The organism is Campylobacter sp. TJR-1, assembly GCF_032840035.1.
GTDB lineage: Bacteria > Campylobacterota > Campylobacteria > Campylobacterales > Campylobacteraceae > Campylobacter > Campylobacter fetus.
The window spans coordinates 210168-229578 of the sequence record NZ_JAWIZX010000003.1 but is presented as its reverse complement, the minus strand read 5'-3'; the positions used below and the strand labels follow the sequence as shown (position 1 = coordinate 229578).

Sequence of the window (19411 nt, the reverse complement as noted above, 5' to 3'; positions counted from 1 at the left end):
TCACTCCTTGATTGATTTTATGTATTGTTTATATAATTCATCTAATTCGATATCTGGTTTTATGATATTATCGCTACTTTTTGCAACTTCTTTTTCAAGTATTTCTAATTTTTTTATAAGGTATCCCAACATCTCTTTTGTTATATCTGGAAGCTTATTGTGCTCAAAAGGTTGAGCACATCCGCCAACTGCTCTAGCAGGAACTCCTACGGCAGTACAATTAGCACCTACATCTTTTACTACAACTGAATTTGCTCCTATCTTAGAGCCTTTTCCTATAGTTATATTTCCAAGTATTTTAGCTCCAGCCCCTACAACTACTCCATCTTCTAAAGTAGGGTGGCGCTTTCCTTTTTCAAGACTTACTCCACCAAGAGTAACTCCTTGATATATCAAACAATCATCTCCTATAATCGCAGTTTCACCTATTACTACTCCAGTTGCGTGATCTATGAAAACTCTTCTACCTATTTTTGCGGCCGGATGAAGATCTACCCTTGTGAGAAAATTACTTATACCGGCTAAAATTCTAGCTAATTTATGCCAATTTTTTTCCCATAAAAAATGAGTAAAACGATAATTTACTATAGCCCAAACACCAGGATAGTTAAATATAAGCTCTACACAACATCTATAAGCTGGATCTTGCACCTTTGGCTGATTTAAATCTTCTTTTATAATATTCCAAAAGCTCATATTTTATCCTATAGTTTTTAAGTAGCCATTGTCATTTAAAAACAGATATAATTCCCCTAAAATATGTTTTTTCTGTTTTTCATCAACTAGCGTAGAGTTTTCTATTCTTTCATTTAGAATATCTCTAATAGCATGTATATCATAATCCAAATCTTCCAAAATATCCATGATAGACTGAGATTCAAGTATATTTTTAATCTCATAACTACCGCTATCATTTAAAAATACAGTCGCTTCCGTCGGGTGGGTAAAAAGATTATGTTTCATACCAAGCACCTCTTGATATGCTCCAACTAAGAAAAATCCTAAGAAATACTGCTCTTTTTCTACATCTACATCGTGTAAAAATAGCGGATTTTTATTTGCATCAAAGCTTATCTCTCCATCGCTATCACAAGTGATATCCCAAATAGACGCAGATAAAGTAGGGCGCTCATCAAGTCTATCAAGAGGCATTACAGGGAAGTTCTGTCCAAGACCCCAAAAATCAGGCAAACTTTGAAACATAGAGAAATTCACTAAGTATCTTTCTTGAACTTCTTCTTGAATTTTAAGAAGTTCTGCGTAATTTTGTTTGTTACCAAGCATGGAAATAGCTTTTTTCATAATTAGGTGAACTAAAATCTCTGAATTCGAGCGATCATGCAAATCTACATAACCAAGGTCAAATAGCGTCAAAACGCTTTCCATATGAGCAATGCTATCATGAAGATACTCTATAGCATTGCTAGGTTTTATACTAGTATAAAGATCGTAAAGCTCGCTTATAAGAGGAGGGTTATTCTTTTTTAGTACTAGTTTTTCTTCTGTGTATTCTTGACTAAATAACTCAAGCACGGGAGCAACCAAAACAGCGTGATTTGCAGCTATATATCTACCGCTTTCTATAAAAATATCCGGTTCGATTTCGTTTTTTTGATTTGCTATTGTTTTTAGCAGATAAACAACGTCGTTTGCATACTCTTTTAGTGTATAGTTTCTGCTAGGATGCTCTTTAAATTGGGAATACTCTATAGCTAAACCGCCGCCTAAATTTATAGCTTTTAAATTTGAAGCTCCCATTTTTCTAAGCTCTGCATATATATTACCAGCTTCTACAAGAGCTTTTTTAAGAGGATGAATTTCGTTTATCTGACTTCCGATATGAAAATGTATCATTGTAAATTGCTCTATAAGTTCGTTGTCTTTTAACAAATTCACGGCTTCAATGAGCTCTGTTGAAGTTAATCCAAATTTGGAGTTTATACCGCCGCTTTTTGCCCAAACACCAGTTCCGCTGCTATGAAGTCTTATGCGAAGCCCTATGCTTGGTTTTGGAGTAAATCTCTCTTTTGCCGTTGCGATTATAGCTTCAAGCTCATTTAGTCCTTCTATGGTAAGAGTGATGTTATGCCCCATTTCAGCAGCGATAAATCCTATATCTATAAGCTCTTTATCTTTAAATCCATTTACGGTAATAGGAGCTCCGTAGTTATTGTAAGCCATAGCTAGCAAAAGCTCTGCTTTACTTCCGGCTTCCAAACCGTATCCATATGACTCGCCTAATTTTACTAGATTTTCCACGAAACCTGGGTATTGATTTACTTTTAGCGGATAAACGGCGTTGAAGCTTCCTGAGTACTCAAACTCTTTTTTGGCTCTGTCGAAACTAGAATAAACTTGAACAATCTGTTTTTTAATAAGATGAGGAAATCTAAGTAATAAAGGACCTCTATATCCATCATCTCTTATATCTTTTACTATATCGATTATGGCAGGTTTAAAATCAGTGTTTAGGCATACTTTTCCGCTATCTATGATGAAATTTGAGTCTCCCCATAAACTAAGTCCATAATCATTTGTCATAATTCACCTTCTAAATTTAAAATCTTTATACGCTTTTCATTTTTATTTTCTAAATTTTTATACCAAATTTCACCGTTTTTGGCTTCATCTTCACCCATGCATAAAAATAGTTTAGCAAATTTTTTATCTGCTAAATTTAGATGTTTATTTGGACTTTTGGCTTCATAAGATATCTCTACTTTATAGTTTTTCCTGAGTTTAAAGCCTATTTTATAAATTTCATCTATATATTTTTTATCTAAAGCACAGATATAAATACCATCTCTAGAATTAGGCATATCTTTTTGTTTTAATATCTCCATTATACGTTCTATTCCCATAGCCCAGCCTACTGCAGGAGTAGATTTTCCGCCTAAAAAATCGACTAATCTATCATATCTTCCACCTCCTGCTACCGCACTTTTAGAGCCTATTTCATCGCTTACAAACTCAAACGCGGTTTTACAGTAGTAATCAAGCCCTCGAACAAGTCTTCCATCTACTTCAAATTTAACTCCATTTTTAGTTAAAATGTCTTTTAGTTGTTCAAATTCACTGTAACACTCTTCGTTTAAATTTTCAGTTATAAGCGGTGCATTTTTAAGCAGTATTTGGCAATGTTCTTTTTTACAGTCTAATACCCTAATAGGATTTGTAACAAGTCTACGACGACAATCCTCGCACAATTGATCTTTTTTTTCATCTATAAAAGAAATTAATTTTTGTCTGTATTTTGGCATACATTCACTATCGCCAAGAGAATTTATCTTTAATGTAGTTTCTATACCAAATTTATCTAAAATTTCGTTTAACATAAGTATGACGCTTGCATCTTCATAAACGCTTGCTTCTCCAAAACACTCCACGCCAAATTGATGGAACTCTCTTAAGCGTCCGCGCTGTGGTCTTTCGTAACGAAACATACTGCCATAGTAATAATAACGCTTCACTCCACCGGCTTTGTCAAATTTAGCTTCTATAAAAGCTCGAACTACTCCAGCAGTTCCTTCTGGTCTTAAGCAGACATCGTTGCCGCCTTTGTCGATAAACTGATACATCTCTTTACCGACTATATCACTACTTTCACCAACGCTTCTTTTAAATAGTGATGTTTCTTCCATCTTTGGAGTTTCGCATAGTTCATATCCGTAATTTTTTGTTATTTGTTCGCAAGTTTCTACTATAAATTTATAAAGTTTTCCATCGCTATCAAGCAGGTCTTTCATCCCACGAAGAGCATTTATCATATAAATTTCCTTATTTTTTCTTGAATTTCAAGAACCTCAAGCGAGGCATCGATTTCCAAAACATCAAACTTTAAATCGGAAAGTATTATACTCATAAATCCTTGAACTCTCATTAAATACTCAATCCCGCGCATCTCTATCTCATCACTAGTTCCACGACTAAATAGTCTATTTCTAAGCAGTATTTCATCGGCTTTTAAAAATACGAATTTATCTCCAAGATCACCGTTTAACGCAAATTTATTTAGATCCAAAAGTAAGCCGATATCTAAAGAGCTATCATTTGCCATAGCATAAGCCATACCAGAAACAAAGCTTCTATCGTTTAAAACGAGATTTGCATAGTTAGGTTTTAGGACTTTTTCATAATGTTCGGCACGATCGGCTAAAAACAAAAAAATTTCGGTTTTATTGGAAATCTTACTTGCGTTTTTAAGTAAATAATCCCTAACCATAAGCCCAAACTCTGTGCCTCCGGGCTCTTTTGTTATCACGGCGTCATTTCTAAACTCTTTTAAAAGTGAAATTTGAGTTGATTTTCCGACGCCATCAACTCCTTCAAAATTTACTAACATAATTTTCCCTTGATCTCTTCTAACACGCTAGTAGGAACTAAACTTCCTATATCTCCTCCATGCTTTAGCACGGATCTTACGATAGAGCTTGATATAAAAGCATTTTTTAAACTCGGCATAAAATATACAGTTTCAAACTCGCTCCAAAGAGAGGCGTTTGCGTATCCGATCTGAAGCTCGTACTCAAAGTCGCTAACTGCTCTAAGACCGCGAACTACCGTATTTATACCTTTTGATTTAGCAAAATCCACAAGCAGATTATCAAAACCTATAACACTTACTTTTGGTATATCTTTAGTGGCTGTTTTTGCTAAGCTGATTCGCTCTTCATAACAAAAATAAGGCGTTTTACTCTCGTTTAACGCAACTGCTACTATAACATTATCAAAAACCCTGCAAGCTCTTTTTATGACATCCATGTGACCATTTGTAATAGGATCAAACGTGCCGGGATATATACAAGATTTATTCATTTTTTACCTTATTAAAACTCTATTTTTCGAAATAACGTTAGCTTTAAAAACTTGGTTGTTTTCGTTTCTAACTTGGATTATATCTCCTACGTTACCGTCTTCTAACGCAGTTACCAATACTTCAATATTTAAAGCTCCATCTTTTAAAACCGCATTTATCAAATCGCCTTTTTTTATATCGCTTAATGTTTTAAACTGTCTATTTGTCAGAATTTTACCTCGTTTAATTCTAGTTCTTGTTATAAGTTTTATATTTTTCGGAGCTTCTTTTAGCGCCTCTTTGTCATACTCTTTTAAGCTTACACTTTTCTGTTCATAATCGCTTAAATTTAATATATGATCTCTATCTATATCTTTTATAGCAACTAAAACATTTACGTTGGCGTCTATTTTAAATTTAAAAAATATGCTTTTATTTAGTTTATTTGGCATTTCATAAAGAGCCCTAAAGTTTCCATCATTACTTCTAATAGATAATATAAAAATATCTTTTAGCTTATATGAAGAAAAATCTTGCGGCAAGGAGCTAGGTTTTTCTATCGAAATCGAATTTATAGTAACATTTGGAATATCTTCTTTGATCTTAATTTTTAAAGATTCGGCTAAAGTAAGAGCAAAAAGATTATGTGAAAATATGATAAAAATAGTGATAAGCATAAAGATGGAGCGGGAAACGAGATTCGAACTCGCGACCCCAACCTTGGCAAGGTTGTGCTCTACCCCTGAGCTATTCCCGCTTGTATCGTTTTGGAAGCGTGATTTTACCATATTTTTGCTCATAAGTCAAGATAATTTATATATTTCAACTATTTCTTGGTCAGAAATTTCGCCTTCTCCGATACTTGAAATATATATCGCATTAGAGATAGATATAGGTATTATCATCGCAGGACTAAATTTATTTTCATTTGTCACTATAAACTCACCGTTTTCATAACGACCTATTACAATATTTGCACGAGTAGGTTTGAGTTTTAAATTTCCTTTAAATTTAGCTTTGTATGTTTTGTGTAAAAATTCATTAAATCCGCAAAGTTTTTTTATAGCAGGAACGACAGATAAAAAGCATCCCATAAAACACGCCATCGGATTTCCTGGTAAAATAAATACTATTTGTGAATCGTTTTGGTATAGTTTTGTAGGTTTGGCCGGACGCACATCGATACTTGAAAATATCTCTTTGAATCCTAGTTCTAAAAGTACGCTTTGCATAAAATCCGCTTCTCCTTTACTAGCACCTCCGCTAGTAATCAAAACATCGTAATTCTTCGCATTTTTTATCTGCTCTTTTAGGATATTTTTCTCATCTTTTAATATACCTTTGTACTCAGCATCAAATCCATTTTGTTTCAACATAGCAAGCACTCCAAAAGCATTTGCATTATAAATAGATCTTTCATCAGAGTTTTGCCATGGTTCGTTGATCTCATCTCCGCTGCTAAAAATAGCTATTTTCAAATTTGAAAAAACTTTTACATAGCTGATACCTTGAGCTGCCAAAAGCATGATGTTAGCAGGAGTTAGCAGTTCGTTTTTATACAGTAAAATATCGCCTATCTTAGCTTCTTCTCCAGCCATTTTTCTGGCATTATATTTTTTTACGTTGTCTTTTATAATGAGATATCCATTTTCATCAAAACTCTCATCTTCTATCATCATTACGGTATCTGATCTAGTTGGAAAAATAGCTCCGGTCATTATTTTATAACATTCATTCTTTTCTATGCGATACTCTTTTTTATCGCCTGCAAATATAGTTCCTTTTATCAAAAGAGGGTTTTTTCTATCATTATAATTAAAAGCATATCCATCAAGAGCCGAGTTATCAAAAGCAGGTAATGGTTTAACGGCGATAATGTCGCTAGCTAGAACTCTTCCAAAAGCCGTATCTAAACTGATAAACTCATAATTTTCCACCGGTTTTAAATTTGAAATTGTTTCAAATACGCTTTTAACATCCATTTAATAATCCTTTATTCGCTAAGTCTTTTTATATCTGCTCCAAGGCTTTGAAGTTTTATTTCTAAGTTTTCATAACCGCGGTCTAAGTGATAAATTCTATGAACTCTAGTAGTTCCGTTTGCTACAAGAGCAGCTAGAACAAGAGCCGAACTCGCTCTTAAGTCAGTAGCCATTACGTCTGCTCCATTTAAGCTAACGCCGCTAACAGTAGCTATGTGTCCGTTTAATTTTATATCTGCACCCATACGATTTAATTCGCTTGCATGCATAAAACGATTTTCAAATAGCCTTTCATCAATTGTGCTTACACCATTTGCCACGCAAGCTAAAGCCATAAATTGAGCTTGCATATCGGTAGGAAATCCTGGAAATTCAGTTGTGATAATTTGTACGGGGCTTAATTTTGCATCCGATATGACTTTGATACTTTTATCTCCGAGTTCAAAATTTACGCCCATATCGCTTAATTTTCCTAAAACAGAAACCAAATGATTTGGCTCTACTTGTTTTAATGTTATCTCTCCTCCTGCTATAGCAGCAGCGCAAAGATATGTTCCAGCTTCGATTCTATCTGGTATAACGCATATTTTATTTAAATTTAATAACTCACCGCCGCCACCATAAATAGTAAGTTCATTTGTGCCGATACCTTCTATTTTTATACCGCTATCATTTAGAATTTGACATACTTGCACGACTTCAGGTTCTTTTGCTGCGTTTAAAATTTTAGTCGTTCCTCTTGCAAGAGCTGCTGCCATAACTATATTTTCGGTTCCAGTAACTGTTATTTTATCAAATATTATATTTGCGCCTTTTAAGCCGTCTTTTGCTCTTGCTATAACATAACCGTCTTTTATTTCTATATTTGCACCCATTTTTTCAAGTGCACTTAAATGGAGATCTATAGGTCTAGCGCCAATCGCACAGCCTCCAGGAAGTGAAACTTCACAATGACCAAATCTAGCTAACAAAGGACCTAACACAAGTATAGAGGCTCGCATTTTACGTACGATGTCATATGTAGCTTTTGTAGAATTAATGGTAGTTGTATTTATAACTAAATCAAGGTTTTCAAATTTATAAACTGCGCCTAAGTTTTGCAAAAGTTTTATAAGCGTTTTTATATCCGCAACTTGTGGAATATTTCTTATCACAACATCATTTTTTGCTAAAATACTCATAGCAATAAGCGGAAGCGCGGCGTTTTTTGCTCCGCTTATATAAACGCTACCAAATAGCTTTTTTCCGCCTTTTATCTCCAAATAATCCATAATAAACCTTTAAAAAATAAGTATGATTATACTATATTTATGCTTACAATTAAGAATATTTTGGTACAATTTTAAAAATTTTTTATCAATCATTTAGGATATTATATGACTTTAAAGACCGTGATAGTAGGAGTTGCCGGCGCTTTTATATTTGCTGGTTGTTCTTTTAAAACTACACCGCCTACAAGCCAGAGTGCAGGTAAATTTCATCAATATGAGTTCAATAACGTATATAACGTAAATTTAAGTAAATATATAAATAAAAAATTAGGCAAAGATTGTTCCGGATTTGTTAGTTTAGTAAATCAAGATAGTAATAGTATATATTTTAATTCTAGTGAGCTCGATAATTTTTATGATAAAGAAGGAAGAAAATCACAAGCTATTTTTAATTTATATAAATCACAAAATAAAATATATTTTATCGATCCTAAACCGGGCGATCTAGTATTTTTTAGTAACACTACTCACAACACAAAAACAAGCAAACAGAAAAAAATCACACATTTAGGTATTATTCAAGATATAAATTCTAACGGAACCATAAGTTTTGTTCATAATACAAGCGGAAAAAATATAAAAAGCGTTATGAATTTAAAATACAAAAATTTACATATGATAAACGGTAAAAAAGTAAATGCATATATTATTACAAAATGCCAATCAAAATCTTGCTTAGTATCCAATAAATTTGCCGGTTTTGGCAAAGTAGACAAAACTCTTAAAATAAACTAATTAAAATCGAAAATAGTATTTTAAATTTGATTAAGCTAAATTTAATTTAGCTTAATCTCATCTGTATTTTAAATGAAATCATTTAAACTTAATATGTAACGGCGTAAAATATCTGCGATCCGTGAACTCCTAGAACTAGCTGCAACTCTATGTCGCTTGTTCTGCTAGGTCCTGATATAAAAACTACGTTTGTAGGCAGTTTTCCGTCTTCTTTTTTTATCTTATTTAGCATATCGCAAAGCGATTTTACTATGCTATCTTTTTTGATAAGAGCTATGCAGACTTTTGGAGTTAAGCTTAGAAGTCTTGGTTGAGACTTTGAAGATGCTATGCAAGCTACTCCGTGCGAACTTACACCTCCTCTAGCATCTATAATACTTACATCATAGTCGAATATCTGAGCCTTAAATCCATCTACCGGTTTATCAAATTTAAATTTATTTTCTATATTTAAATTTGCAACATCAAAACTAAGAGAATCTGGATAAATCAGATTTTTTACCGTCTCTTTGTCGATAATTTTTTGAATATCTTCATTTAATTTTTCAGGCGAACTCTCCACGAGTAAGGCTTTATTTGCTACGATTCTTTGTGTAAATTCAGCATATATATCGTCATCTGAGCTAATTATATGACTTGATGGATTCTGACTAGGAGCGCTTACGTCAATGTTTGGCATTTTATATCCGCTAGATTTGATTTTGTTTAGTATAATCTCTTTGCTACTCATATCTAACCCCTTGTATCTGTTTAATCTCTTTGTGCAAATCGTATTTAAAATCCGGAAGATCTTTATAGTTTAACCAGTTACTTATTACTGGCATCCATCTACCGTTTTGTAATATACTGCTAAATATTCCTGCGCTTTTCATAGCTGTTCTCCAGATAAATCCGTTGGTTGCCATAGCGGAATAACCTTTAAATGCTATTTGTTCGGCTCTATTTTTTTCTAAATTTGATGTTCCCATAGGCGGATTTTTACCTTCGCCGATCTTATCTCTTCTTAATTTTCGTATAAGATCCGCTAATGGAATTTCTACCGGGCATACTTCCGAACATCTACCACAAAGCGAACAAAGAGAGACTATATCTCCATAATTATCCATACCGAATATTTGAGGACTTATAACTTCTCCTATGGGTCCCGGATATACCGCTCTATAGCTATGACCGCCGATCTTATCATATACGGGACAAAAATTCATACAAGCACCGCATCTAATACACCTAAGTGCTTCGCTATACTCTTCATGCGCTAACATATTTGTTCTGTTGTTATCTAAAAGAATTATATGGCACTCTCGAGGACCGTCAAGTTCGCCGTCTCGGCGCGGTCCTGAGATTATGTTGTTATAATTAGTAATAAACTGTCCAGTAGCACTTGGCGAAAGCAGGGTGTCTGTAGTGGCGGCGTCTTCTATGGATTCAACTACTTTTTCTATACCGCAGATACTAACTAATATATCCGGCATAGTCGTACACATCCTCCCGTTACCTTCATTTTCTATCAGCCATATTGCACCTTCTTTTGAAAGGGCGAAATTCACTCCGCTTAATCCCATTTTAAGAGTTTTAAACTCTTCTCTCATTTTTTGTCTAGCTATAGCATTTAATTTTTCCGGTTCGCTTTCTTTTTTTGCACCCCATTTCTCATGAAATATTTCACCTATTTCATAACGATTTTTATGGATAGCTGGAACAACTATATGAACAGGAGGTTCTCCGATAAGCTGTATTATAACTTCTCCAAGGTCGGTTTCAAAAGGTTTCATTCCTCTATCTTCTAAGTAGTGATTTAAATGAATCTCCTCACTAGCCATGGATTTACCTTTTAAAATAGTATCTATACCTTTATCTACCATCAGATTATATATGATTTCGCAAGCTTCTTCCGCCGTAGATGCCCAGTGGATTTTAAATCCATTGTCAGTAGCATTTTTCTCGAATTCAATGAGTCTTTCGCCCAAAGTATTTAAAGCTTTTTGTTTTACAAATTTACCTTTTTGTCTAAGACCTTGCCAGTCTTTGAAATTCGCATTTATCAGTTTTGCTCTATTTGTTTGAAGAGTATGCATTGCAGAGTCTAGATTCGCTCTCATCTGCTTATCGGCTAGCTTTTGTATGATTATATCTTCATGTGCGTTCATATTAAGCCTCCTTCTGTGCGTTTTAATAAAAAGTCGTATAGATGGATGCTTTTTATATCTTCTCCCATTTTGCTCATAGTTCCAGCTATATTCATGAGACAACCGCCATCCGCGCTTATGAGGTATTTTACCCCTGTTTTTTTGATATCGTCTATCTTTGCTTTTGCCATAGCATTTGAGATTTCAGGCTCTTTTACAGCAAAAGTTCCACCAAATCCACAGCACTCTTCTTCTCTTTGAAGCTCTATAAGCTCTACGTTGTTTAGTTTTTTTATTAAATTTTTTGCATGCTCTATACTTTTTGTAACTCTTAAAGCGTGACAATTGCTATGCCACGTTACTTTTATAGGATCACCTTTGTCTTTTATAGGAAGTTGAGTATCTAAAAACTCGCATAAATCCATAACTCGAGAGCTAAATTTTTTCACTTTTTCGTAATTTGCATCATTTTCAAACAACTCTACATAGTCATGCATCATCATACCGGCACAAGAGCCGCTAGGTACTAAAATAGGGTAGTCTTCACTAAAAAGCTCTACATTATAAAGAGCGATTTTTTTACTCTCTTCAAAGTAGCCGGAGTTATAACTCGGTTGTCCGCAACAAGTTTGATCTTTTTTAAATATGACTTCTACGCCGCAATTTTGTAGCAATTTTGCAGCACTTACTACCATTCTGCCCATAGTAGCACTGCCTAAACAGGTTGCGTATAAATAGACTTTATCTTGCATACATATCCTTTAAATTTAGTTTAAGTCTCTTATTTTTATATTATAAAACCTAGCTATATATTATCATTTTATAAGCAAAAATTTAATAAAAACATTCTTTTTAATTATATTTTTCTAAAAATGTGAGTTTTTGTAACATTTAAGCCGATTTTTTGTAAAATCTCAAATACAAAGTTTCAGACAAAAGGTATAATTTGACAGCAACTCCGTTTCTCATAGCTATAAATGCCGTTGTGTATTTTTTAGAATATTTTGTTTATAATTCACGCTCATTTAGTATATTTTTTGGATTAAATGAACTTTTCTTTGAAGGAGCATACTGGCAACTTATAACCACTATGTTTTTACATGGTTCTCTTATGCACATACTAATGAATATGGCTGTATTATATCAATTTGGTATGCTTTTAGAAAGATATCTTGGATCTGTAAAATTTTTGCTATTATATATAGTAGGCGGAGTTATAACTAGTGCTCTTAGCCTTAGTTATTTAATGTTTGCAAATGTAAATTTAGTAGGAGCTAGCGGAGCTATAAGCGTTCTTTTAGGATTTATGGCAAATCTTGATAGATATAGTAGAAAAGGGCTTATAATAGCGATTTTGTTGATGAGTTTTGCCCCGCTTCTTCTTGGAATTAATATCGCTTGGTATGCGCATCTTTTTGGTTTTGCCATAGGCTATTTAGCCGCTTTTTTAAAGGTATTTAGATGAATTTTTTCGATGAAGTTTGGGAAATTCTAAATGAAAGCCGCTTAGAAATTAAATTTTTTAAATTTGAACAACTGTTTTTTAAATTTAAAAATAACGAATACGAATTTAATGTTAATTTTATTCCAAAAAGTCTTACAACTCCTAGTTATGCTAAAATATGCGATGTATGCGAGATGAAGGATTTGAAAAAACATAGTCAAAATAAAGCCCTAGCAACATTTTTACACTCTATAGCTCATATAGAATATAGTGCGATAGATATAGCACTTGATGCTTGTTATAGGTTTTTAAATTTACCAAAAGAGTTTTATTTTGACTGGCTTGAAGTAGCAGATGATGAGATAAAACATTTTAAAATGATAAATGAAAAACTGGAAAATGCGGGATATAATTACGGAGATTTTACCGTACACAATGGACTTTTTATAGCTATGCAAAAAACAGAAAATAGTCTATTAGATAGAATGGCTGTGCTACCTAGATTCATGGAAGCAAATGGACTTGACGCAAATTTATTTATGATGAAAAAAATCGCAAACGATAAGCAAAAAAATTACCTTTTAGATATATTAAAAACAATACATGATGAAGAAATAGGGCATGTTAAAAAGGGAGATAAATGGTTTAAATTTGCCTGTAAAGAGCAGGGTGTTGATCCAAAAGAGTGGATGAATATAGTTTTAAAACACTATCCAAAAGCATTTCATACGAAACGAGAACTTGATGTAAAACATAGGCTAATGGCTGGATTTGATCAAAGCGAGCTTGATAAAATTATAGATTTACAGGAGAAACAGTGAAAAAAATATACTTCATAAGACATGCAAAAGCTACCAAAGAAACTAATAACGATTTTGATAGAGATCTAAACGATAAGGGTAAAATAAATGCTAAATTTATGGGTAAAAGATTAAAAAAACATAGCGTTATACCAGATATGATATTTTCATCGCCTGCAAAAAGAGCGATCAAAACCGCAAATTTAATATCAAAAGAGATAGGATATAAAAAAGATATAAAAACCGTAAAAGAGCTTTATGAAGCTAGTTTGGAAAGTATATTTAAATTTTTAAACAGTTTAAACGATGAATTAAATAGTGTTTTTATAATAGGGCATAATCCGAGTTTGACTGAAATTTGCGAATTTCTTAGTGATTCAGATATTGGAAATATCCCGACCAGCGGAATATTTTGCATAGAATTTGAAGGGAGTTTTGAGCATATCAAAGAGAGTCATGCTCACGCGCTGTTTTTTGATTATCCAAAGAAGCATTAAACTCTCTAAAAATAAAAGTTTAAATAGCTTCAAAATAATAAGCGTTTCTAAGCTTTTGCTCAAGCCCTAAAACATAGTCTGTGCAAGTAGCTTCTATCTCGGCTTGGTCTGTTACAACTACTGTTGTTCCGTCGCTTTTTGTTCTAGTAAATCTTTGTTTTCCTGTTTTTAAAAACTTTTTGACGGCTAAAACAATATCATCTATACTATTTTTTCCATCAAACATAAGCGCAAATCTAGCATCTTGAGCAGTCATTTCGCCTACTAGTAAATTTAAAGCAGTCGCCATAGCGATAACCGGATCCGATTCTTTGCTAAAGTACTTTATATAGTTTTCATAATTCTGTTTTATCCTAGTTTCATTTGGCTTGTATGCAAGAGCTTTTAGTTCTATATTTGTGAAATTGATACTTCCATAGCATATAAATTTCATTAATGCTTCATATATTTCATTCTCTTTCTGTGGATATTTTTCCAAAAAATAGGCTGAGTTTAAGCTATTTGGATAGTTTAAATTGAACTCTTGGGCTATCCATTCATATGTTGTTTGGTATTTTACAGCTTTGTTTCTATCTTCTATATAATTATCCGTTATATCAAATTTACCAAAAAAATACAGCTTATCGATATCTGTTTTTTTGAATGTTCCATTTAATGCTTCGGTAATTGAACTTGCGTTTTTGCTCGTTGTCAGTACACTTGAACGAAACGCTCTATTGGATAAAAAGTCTCCATACTGCTCTTTTTGTATGCGTTCATTTGGCCTAGAGTTTTGCGGGAGATCATCAATACAAGTTATATAAGTAGGAGTCATAGAAGCGTCTATAAGATATTCAAGATCTTGATTTTTTGCTCGCTCTACAAACTCATAAAAGTAACAAGGGTCATTAAACGTCTCTAAATACTCATGCAAAATATAAAAATTTTCATATGAATCGGCTATATTTTTTGCATTTTCAAGCATTACTGAGCTAAATCCATTTTTTCTCATACTTCCATCAGGAAGAGCATTTATATATTCAACGTATGATTTAAGCATATGTTTTGATTTCTCAAGTCTAGCTATATCGCTAGTTTCGTTTTTAGAAGAGTAGACCATAAGATCTCTTATTATATCTTTATATTTCCATCCTGGATAGGTGTTGTACGATACATACATTATACCATTGTCTGTCAAAAGCTTTCTACCCCCCCCCAATATCGCGTTTTTCACATCATCTGGAACCCAGCTATAAACACCGTGAGAGATAACATAATCAAATTTTCCAAGCTCTTGCGTAGCATGAGAAATGTCAAGCTGCATAAGTTTTAAGTTTTTAATTTTCATATCTTTTATAAGCTTTTTTCCTAAATTTATCTGAGTTTCAGAGATATCTATACCTATAAACTCTGATTCAGGATTAGAAATAGCACTCATTATAAGATTTCCACCAAAGCTACACCCTATCTCAAGAACTCTTGCATTATTAACAGGAGCAGGGGAGAGACCTAGTAAAGTAGCTATTGATTCGAGTTTGTATATAGAGCTATTTGCGAATGGTTTTGATTTATAAGGGAAATCATCATACGTCTTTTTTATATCTTTCATTTACTTAGCCTTTTTAAAATTTAAGTAATTATAACAAAAAAAATTATCTATTACAACAAAATATTAAAAATAGAAAAAATAAGAAAATTGCTAAAATATACTATGTAAAATAATACAAATAATTATATGTATAAATAGATAGAAATTATTGCATTAAATTTAATGGATAAGTTTTTATACTACAAAAAGTAAAGTACATCAAATAGCTATAAAATCATCATTTAATACATAATTAGAATAGTGCAAAAACAAGAATTCATAATAGTTTGAAAATTATAGTTTTCAATACAAAATAATAAAAATAGTTAAGATTTTACCTTTTAATCTAAAATTAGCCGATTATTGATCAATTATAATAGCTAGGCTTTAGTTAGATATACTCATAATTTATGTTTTTATAAACTCGGTTGGATACGTTTATAAAGTAAGTCCAAACTTTATAAGATGATTAAGATAATTTTGTTTGGATATTTTTAGATATTTATCTCATATATGATTGAGATGTATTCGTTTGCAAAGCTTATGTTTAAAACTTGAAATATATCTCTGTTTTGATATAAATTATTATATGTATAAACTATCAGTTTATTATGAAGAATTGAATGCTTTTTTGAATTAATTTTTATGGATAATGATGCAGATACAAGCAGATTTAGTAACAAAAAGCGCTTTTTGCATTATTTGCGCGCTCCCCTATTTTGCAATTATATTTGTAAATACACTAAAAAATTAAGAAATAATGCTTTTTATCCCGTTTACAAGCTCAACCGAAGCCTCGATTTCAACTTTTCTAGTAGATATACTTTCTACATTTGCACCTATGCTAATACCCTTTGCTTTACCGTATTTAAATAAAAATTCAAACATATCAAGGCTTAAACTTATAGAAGCTTTAAGTGGATCATCGCTTTTAAACAGTCTATTTTCAAACTGTTTAGGTACTGAAATTCCAAGCCAACGCATAAACTCAAGCGTTTTCAAACTCCCGCAAGGCGTAAATGTAAATATAATAGGTACTTTTTTGATATTTAAATTTGAATAATCGTCTAAAAATCGTTTGGCGTTTTCTAGATTATATACGGCTTGCGTGATAAAAAACTCGCAGCCTTTTATGGTTTTTCCGGCAACACGCAGATCTTCATCGCCTTTTTTCTCATGTCTTTCCGGTATGCAGATGCCGCCCAAAGTTATATCTCGACCTTGTTCTTTTTTGAGTTTGTATGCCATATCAAGACTTAGTTTCGGACTGTCTTTTTTGGAACTAGCGCCTACAAATACACTTAAATTTTCACCAGAATCATTTAAAAATCTGCAAAATTCGTCTTGCGTATAATTTCCAACAGCTTTGTAAATAACGGCTGGATAAGCTAGTTTTAAAAACTCTTTATGATAAATTTCGGGTTTTATAGTTCCACAAAACTCAAAGGTACGCTCACTTTTATTTCTATTGCTTTCATCTTGCAAATCATATATAACCAATCCATCAATGCCTCTATTTTCTAGCCTTTCTAACTGCTTTTTTGCAACTATTATTGCTTCTTCGTGAGTTAAATTTAGTTTAGGAGGCGTCAGACCGTATAACAAAATTCCCGGAGTATTATCTTTTATCTTCTTTTTCAGCATATTTTTTTACTTTCAAATTTGCTCATCATAAGATGAGCAAAATATCAATACATATTTCTAACTTAAACGAACGATTTTAACCGCTGCAGTCATATTTGTAAGACTAGGTTTGACCTCTTCCCATTTTCTTGTTTTTAGACCGCAATCTGGATTTATCCAAAGTTGGCTTTTTGGAAGAACTTCTAGTAAAGCGTGAATTTGAGTAGCTATCTCTTCTACGCTAGGAACTCTTGGACTGTGGATATCATAAACTCCTGGTCCTACTTCTTGTTTATAGCCAACTGATTTGAATATTTTAAGTAGCTCGTTTCCGCTTCTAGCAGTTTCTATGCTGATAACATCGGCATCCATCGCTTCAATGGTTTTGATGATATCGTTAAACTCCGAATAACACATATGGGTGTGAATTTGGGTCTCCGCTTTAGCTGAACAAACGCTTAGTTTAAAGCAATCTACCGCAAATTTTTCATAAGCGGATACATTTTCATGTCTAAGCGGATAGCCTTCTTTAAACGCAGCTTCATCGACTTGTATGATTTTGATACCTGCATTTTGAAGGTCGCTTATCTCATCGTAAATACAAAGTGCAAGCTCCTTTGCTATCTCGCTTCTTGGTTTATCATCTCTTACAAAGCTCCAGTTTAAGATAGTAACCGGTCCAGTTAGCATACCTTTCATGATCTTGTTTGTTTTGCTTTGAGCGTAACTTATCCAATCCACGGTCATAGCTTTTGGACGACTCACATCGCCAAAAAGGAGCGGCGGTTTAACGCATCTACTACCGTAGCTTTGTACCCAACCATTAGTACTAAACGCGTATCCTTTTAGCTGCTCGCCGAAATACTCGACCATATCATTACGCTCAGGCTCACCGTGAACTAGTACGTCTAAACCGCACTCTTCTTGAAAAGCTATACACTCATCAATATATTTTTTGATATCTTTTTCATAAGCTTCTTGCGATATCAGAGATTTTTTATAAGCATTTCTTACTTGACGGAGCTCCGGAGTTTGCGGGAAACTACCTATAGTCGTAGTCGGAAGCTCAGGAAGATTAAATTTAGCTTTTTGAGTTTTTATACGCTCTTCATAAGGAGTATCTCTTTCAAATTTAGATAGGTTTTTTACTCTTTCTTGAACAGTTTTATCATTTACTAACTCAGAAGTCTTTCTTGAAGCGATAGCCGCCCTATTTTTAGCAAGCAAACCCTCGCCTGATTCACAAAAATGCTCATTATTTGCTAGTTTTTTTAGTAGTTTTACTTCGGTTAGTTTTTCTACCGCAAAGCTAAGCCACTCTTTTATACTTAGTTTTTCTTCGTATTTTAGAGTATATGGAACGTGTAAAAGTGAGCAAGAGGTGCCGATATTTAGGCGTTCGCTTGAGATATACTCTTTAATCTTATTTATCAGCTCAAGCTTGGCGTCAAGGTCACTTACCCAAACGTTTCTACCGTCTATAAGTCCGGCAAACAGAACTTTATCGCTATTTTTTAGGATCTCTAAAGAATCTTTTTGGCAACTTGCATGTACAAAATCAAGCCCAACGCCCCAAACTTTAGTTTTTACAATCTCTTTTACGGCTTCGTTTGCATGCTCAAAATACGTCATAAATATAATCTTAACATTATCATTAGTACATAGCTTTTCATAAACTAGAACTATTTTATCTTTTAATTTTTCAGCTTTATCGGTAACAAAGATAGGCTCGTCTATCTGAACTACGACTTCGTTATCAAGCTTAGAAATTTCAACCAAAAGCTTAGCGTACTGCTCTACTAAGGCGTCTAAATGACAAAGCGCGCAACTTCCGTCAGTTGTTTTACTAAGCGCTAAAAACGTGATAGGTCCTATCAAATTTATCTTTGGAGTGATACCCTGGGCTTTTGCTTCTTTATATTCGTTTAATATTTTTGTAGGATTTAGGCTAAATTTAGTCTCTTTGCTAAGTTCTGGAACTATGTAATGGTAGTTTGTATTGAACCATTTTGTCATTTCCATAGCTACGCTTGTTTTGTTGCCTCTTGCCATTGAAAAGTATAGATCAGTTCCACTAAGTCCGTCAAATCTCGGTGGGATCGCTCCAAAAGCTACAATGTTATCAAGCATTAAATCATAATAAGAAAAATCGTTTGCGCTTATAAAATCTATATGCGCATCTTTTTGATACTTCCAGTGTCTTACTTTTAGCTCTTTTGCTATGCGCTCAACTTCGCTAAAATCGCTCTTACCGGCCCAAAAACTCTCAAGCGCGAATTTTAGCTCTCTTTGCTCACCTATTCTAGGAAATCCTGTTATAAAACTTTTTGACATATTTAATCCTTCGTTAAAATACATATTATACTATATAAGGTCTTAGACCAACTAAATTTAAAAAATACAAGATTTATTTTAGTAAAATTTACGCATCTCAAAAAGAACTAACGGCGGTTTTAATCCGTGGAGTTTATAGAATAATTTATCATCGTCTAAGTATAAGAAAAAATGCTTATGTAGCAGTGTAAGGCGAGTTTTGCGTTTAAAAATACAGTTACAATGAATAGGAAAAGT

18 protein-coding genes and 1 tRNA gene are annotated in these 19411 nt (G+C 33.1%); 4 read left to right on the top strand and 15 right to left on the bottom strand.

Features of this window, described 5'->3' with window-relative positions; translation table 11 throughout:
* From cysE to murA, 9 genes are all read right to left on the bottom strand, one after another.
* A complete protein-coding gene (cysE, locus tag RVY88_RS04510; protein ID WP_002849403.1) occupies positions 1-696 on the bottom strand; it encodes a serine O-acetyltransferase in 696 nt (231 codons plus the stop codon).
* 3 nt (positions 697-699) lie between these two features.
* The gene (speA, locus tag RVY88_RS04505) at positions 700-2541 is read right to left on the bottom strand and encodes a biosynthetic arginine decarboxylase (RefSeq protein ID WP_002849401.1); all 1842 of its coding nucleotides are present in this window, start codon (positions 2539-2541) and stop codon (positions 700-702) included.
* Entirely contained in the window at positions 2538-3767 is a 1230-nt protein-coding gene (hisS, locus tag RVY88_RS04500; protein ID WP_011731994.1) for a histidine--tRNA ligase, read from the bottom strand. Before hisS ends, speA begins: the two co-directional genes overlap by 4 nt.
* Positions 3764-4342 (bottom strand): dTMP kinase, encoded by a 579-nt coding sequence (gene tmk, locus RVY88_RS04495; RefSeq protein WP_024305501.1) that lies wholly within the window; start codon positions 4340-4342, stop codon positions 3764-3766. Before tmk ends, hisS begins: the two co-directional genes overlap by 4 nt.
* Positions 4336-4815, bottom strand: a complete 480-nt coding sequence (gene coaD, locus RVY88_RS04490; protein ID WP_065844143.1) for a pantetheine-phosphate adenylyltransferase — start codon at positions 4813-4815, stop codon at positions 4336-4338. Before coaD ends, tmk begins: the two co-directional genes overlap by 7 nt.
* Before the next feature lie 3 nt (positions 4816-4818).
* Positions 4819-5472, bottom strand: coding sequence for a flagellar basal body P-ring formation chaperone FlgA (gene flgA, locus RVY88_RS04485; protein WP_162167173.1), 654 nt, complete (start codon positions 5470-5472; stop codon positions 4819-4821).
* Between the two features lie 5 nt (positions 5473-5477).
* A tRNA-Gly gene (locus RVY88_RS04480) sits at positions 5478-5552 on the bottom strand.
* Positions 5553-5598: 46 nt separating this feature from the next.
* The gene (locus RVY88_RS04475) at positions 5599-6777 is read right to left on the bottom strand and encodes a molybdopterin molybdotransferase MoeA (protein WP_002849398.1); all 1179 of its coding nucleotides are present in this window, start codon (positions 6775-6777) and stop codon (positions 5599-5601) included.
* Between the two features lie 11 nt (positions 6778-6788).
* Positions 6789-8048 carry a UDP-N-acetylglucosamine 1-carboxyvinyltransferase gene (gene murA, locus RVY88_RS04470; RefSeq protein ID WP_065844426.1) on the bottom strand — a complete coding sequence of 420 codons (1260 nt, stop codon included), beginning with the start codon at positions 8046-8048 and terminating at the stop codon, positions 6789-6791.
* A 105-nt stretch (positions 8049-8153) separates the two neighbouring features.
* Here murA and RVY88_RS04465 point away from each other — a divergent pair, with 105 nt between their 5' ends.
* The gene (locus tag RVY88_RS04465) at positions 8154-8783 is read left to right on the top strand and encodes an NlpC/P60 family protein (protein WP_002849396.1); all 630 of its coding nucleotides are present in this window, start codon (positions 8154-8156) and stop codon (positions 8781-8783) included.
* An 88-nt stretch (positions 8784-8871) separates the two neighbouring features.
* Here RVY88_RS04465 and RVY88_RS04460 read toward each other — a convergent pair whose 3' ends face one another.
* From RVY88_RS04460 to RVY88_RS04450, 3 genes are read right to left on the bottom strand one after another with little or no spacing between them, the layout of a single operon-like run.
* Positions 8872-9513: a lactate utilization protein C gene (locus RVY88_RS04460; RefSeq protein WP_065843932.1), complete on the bottom strand. Its 642-nt coding sequence runs from the start codon at positions 9511-9513 to the stop codon at positions 8872-8874.
* Positions 9506-10930, bottom strand: coding sequence for a LutB/LldF family L-lactate oxidation iron-sulfur protein (locus tag RVY88_RS04455; RefSeq protein ID WP_065843931.1), 1425 nt, complete (start codon positions 10928-10930; stop codon positions 9506-9508). The genes RVY88_RS04460 and RVY88_RS04455 overlap by 8 nt, the downstream gene beginning before the upstream one ends.
* The gene (locus RVY88_RS04450; protein WP_011731990.1) at positions 10927-11661 is read right to left on the bottom strand and encodes a (Fe-S)-binding protein; all 735 of its coding nucleotides are present in this window, start codon (positions 11659-11661) and stop codon (positions 10927-10929) included. Before RVY88_RS04450 ends, RVY88_RS04455 begins: the two co-directional genes overlap by 4 nt.
* 194 nt (positions 11662-11855) lie before the next feature.
* Between RVY88_RS04450 and RVY88_RS04445 the strand changes: the two genes are divergently transcribed.
* The 3 genes from RVY88_RS04445 to RVY88_RS04435 are packed head-to-tail and all read left to right on the top strand — an operon-like array spanning position 11856 to position 13650.
* The gene (locus RVY88_RS04445; protein WP_002849393.1) at positions 11856-12374 is read left to right on the top strand and encodes a rhomboid family intramembrane serine protease; all 519 of its coding nucleotides are present in this window, start codon (positions 11856-11858) and stop codon (positions 12372-12374) included.
* A complete protein-coding gene (locus RVY88_RS04440; protein ID WP_162167172.1) occupies positions 12371-13174 on the top strand; it encodes a ferritin-like domain-containing protein in 804 nt (267 codons plus the stop codon). Before RVY88_RS04445 ends, RVY88_RS04440 begins: the two co-directional genes overlap by 4 nt.
* Complete coding sequence (locus RVY88_RS04435; protein WP_002849389.1) at positions 13171-13650, top strand: SixA phosphatase family protein; 480 nt, start codon at positions 13171-13173, stop codon at positions 13648-13650. Before RVY88_RS04440 ends, RVY88_RS04435 begins: the two co-directional genes overlap by 4 nt.
* A 19-nt stretch (positions 13651-13669) precedes the next feature.
* On the opposite strand, the gene RVY88_RS04430 is transcribed toward RVY88_RS04435, so the two are convergent.
* The 3 genes from RVY88_RS04430 to metE all read right to left on the bottom strand — a co-directional run bounded on the left by RVY88_RS04430 (position 13670) and on the right by metE (position 19174).
* The gene (locus RVY88_RS04430) at positions 13670-15238 is read right to left on the bottom strand and encodes a class I SAM-dependent methyltransferase (protein WP_162167171.1); all 1569 of its coding nucleotides are present in this window, start codon (positions 15236-15238) and stop codon (positions 13670-13672) included.
* A gap of 729 nt (positions 15239-15967) precedes the next feature.
* Complete coding sequence (locus tag RVY88_RS04425; protein ID WP_002849385.1) at positions 15968-16861, bottom strand: methylenetetrahydrofolate reductase; 894 nt, start codon at positions 16859-16861, stop codon at positions 15968-15970.
* Between the two features lie 57 nt (positions 16862-16918).
* Positions 16919-19174, bottom strand: coding sequence for a 5-methyltetrahydropteroyltriglutamate--homocysteine S-methyltransferase (metE, locus tag RVY88_RS04420; RefSeq protein WP_011731988.1), 2256 nt, complete (start codon positions 19172-19174; stop codon positions 16919-16921).
* Positions 19175-19411: the final 237 nt, after the last annotated feature.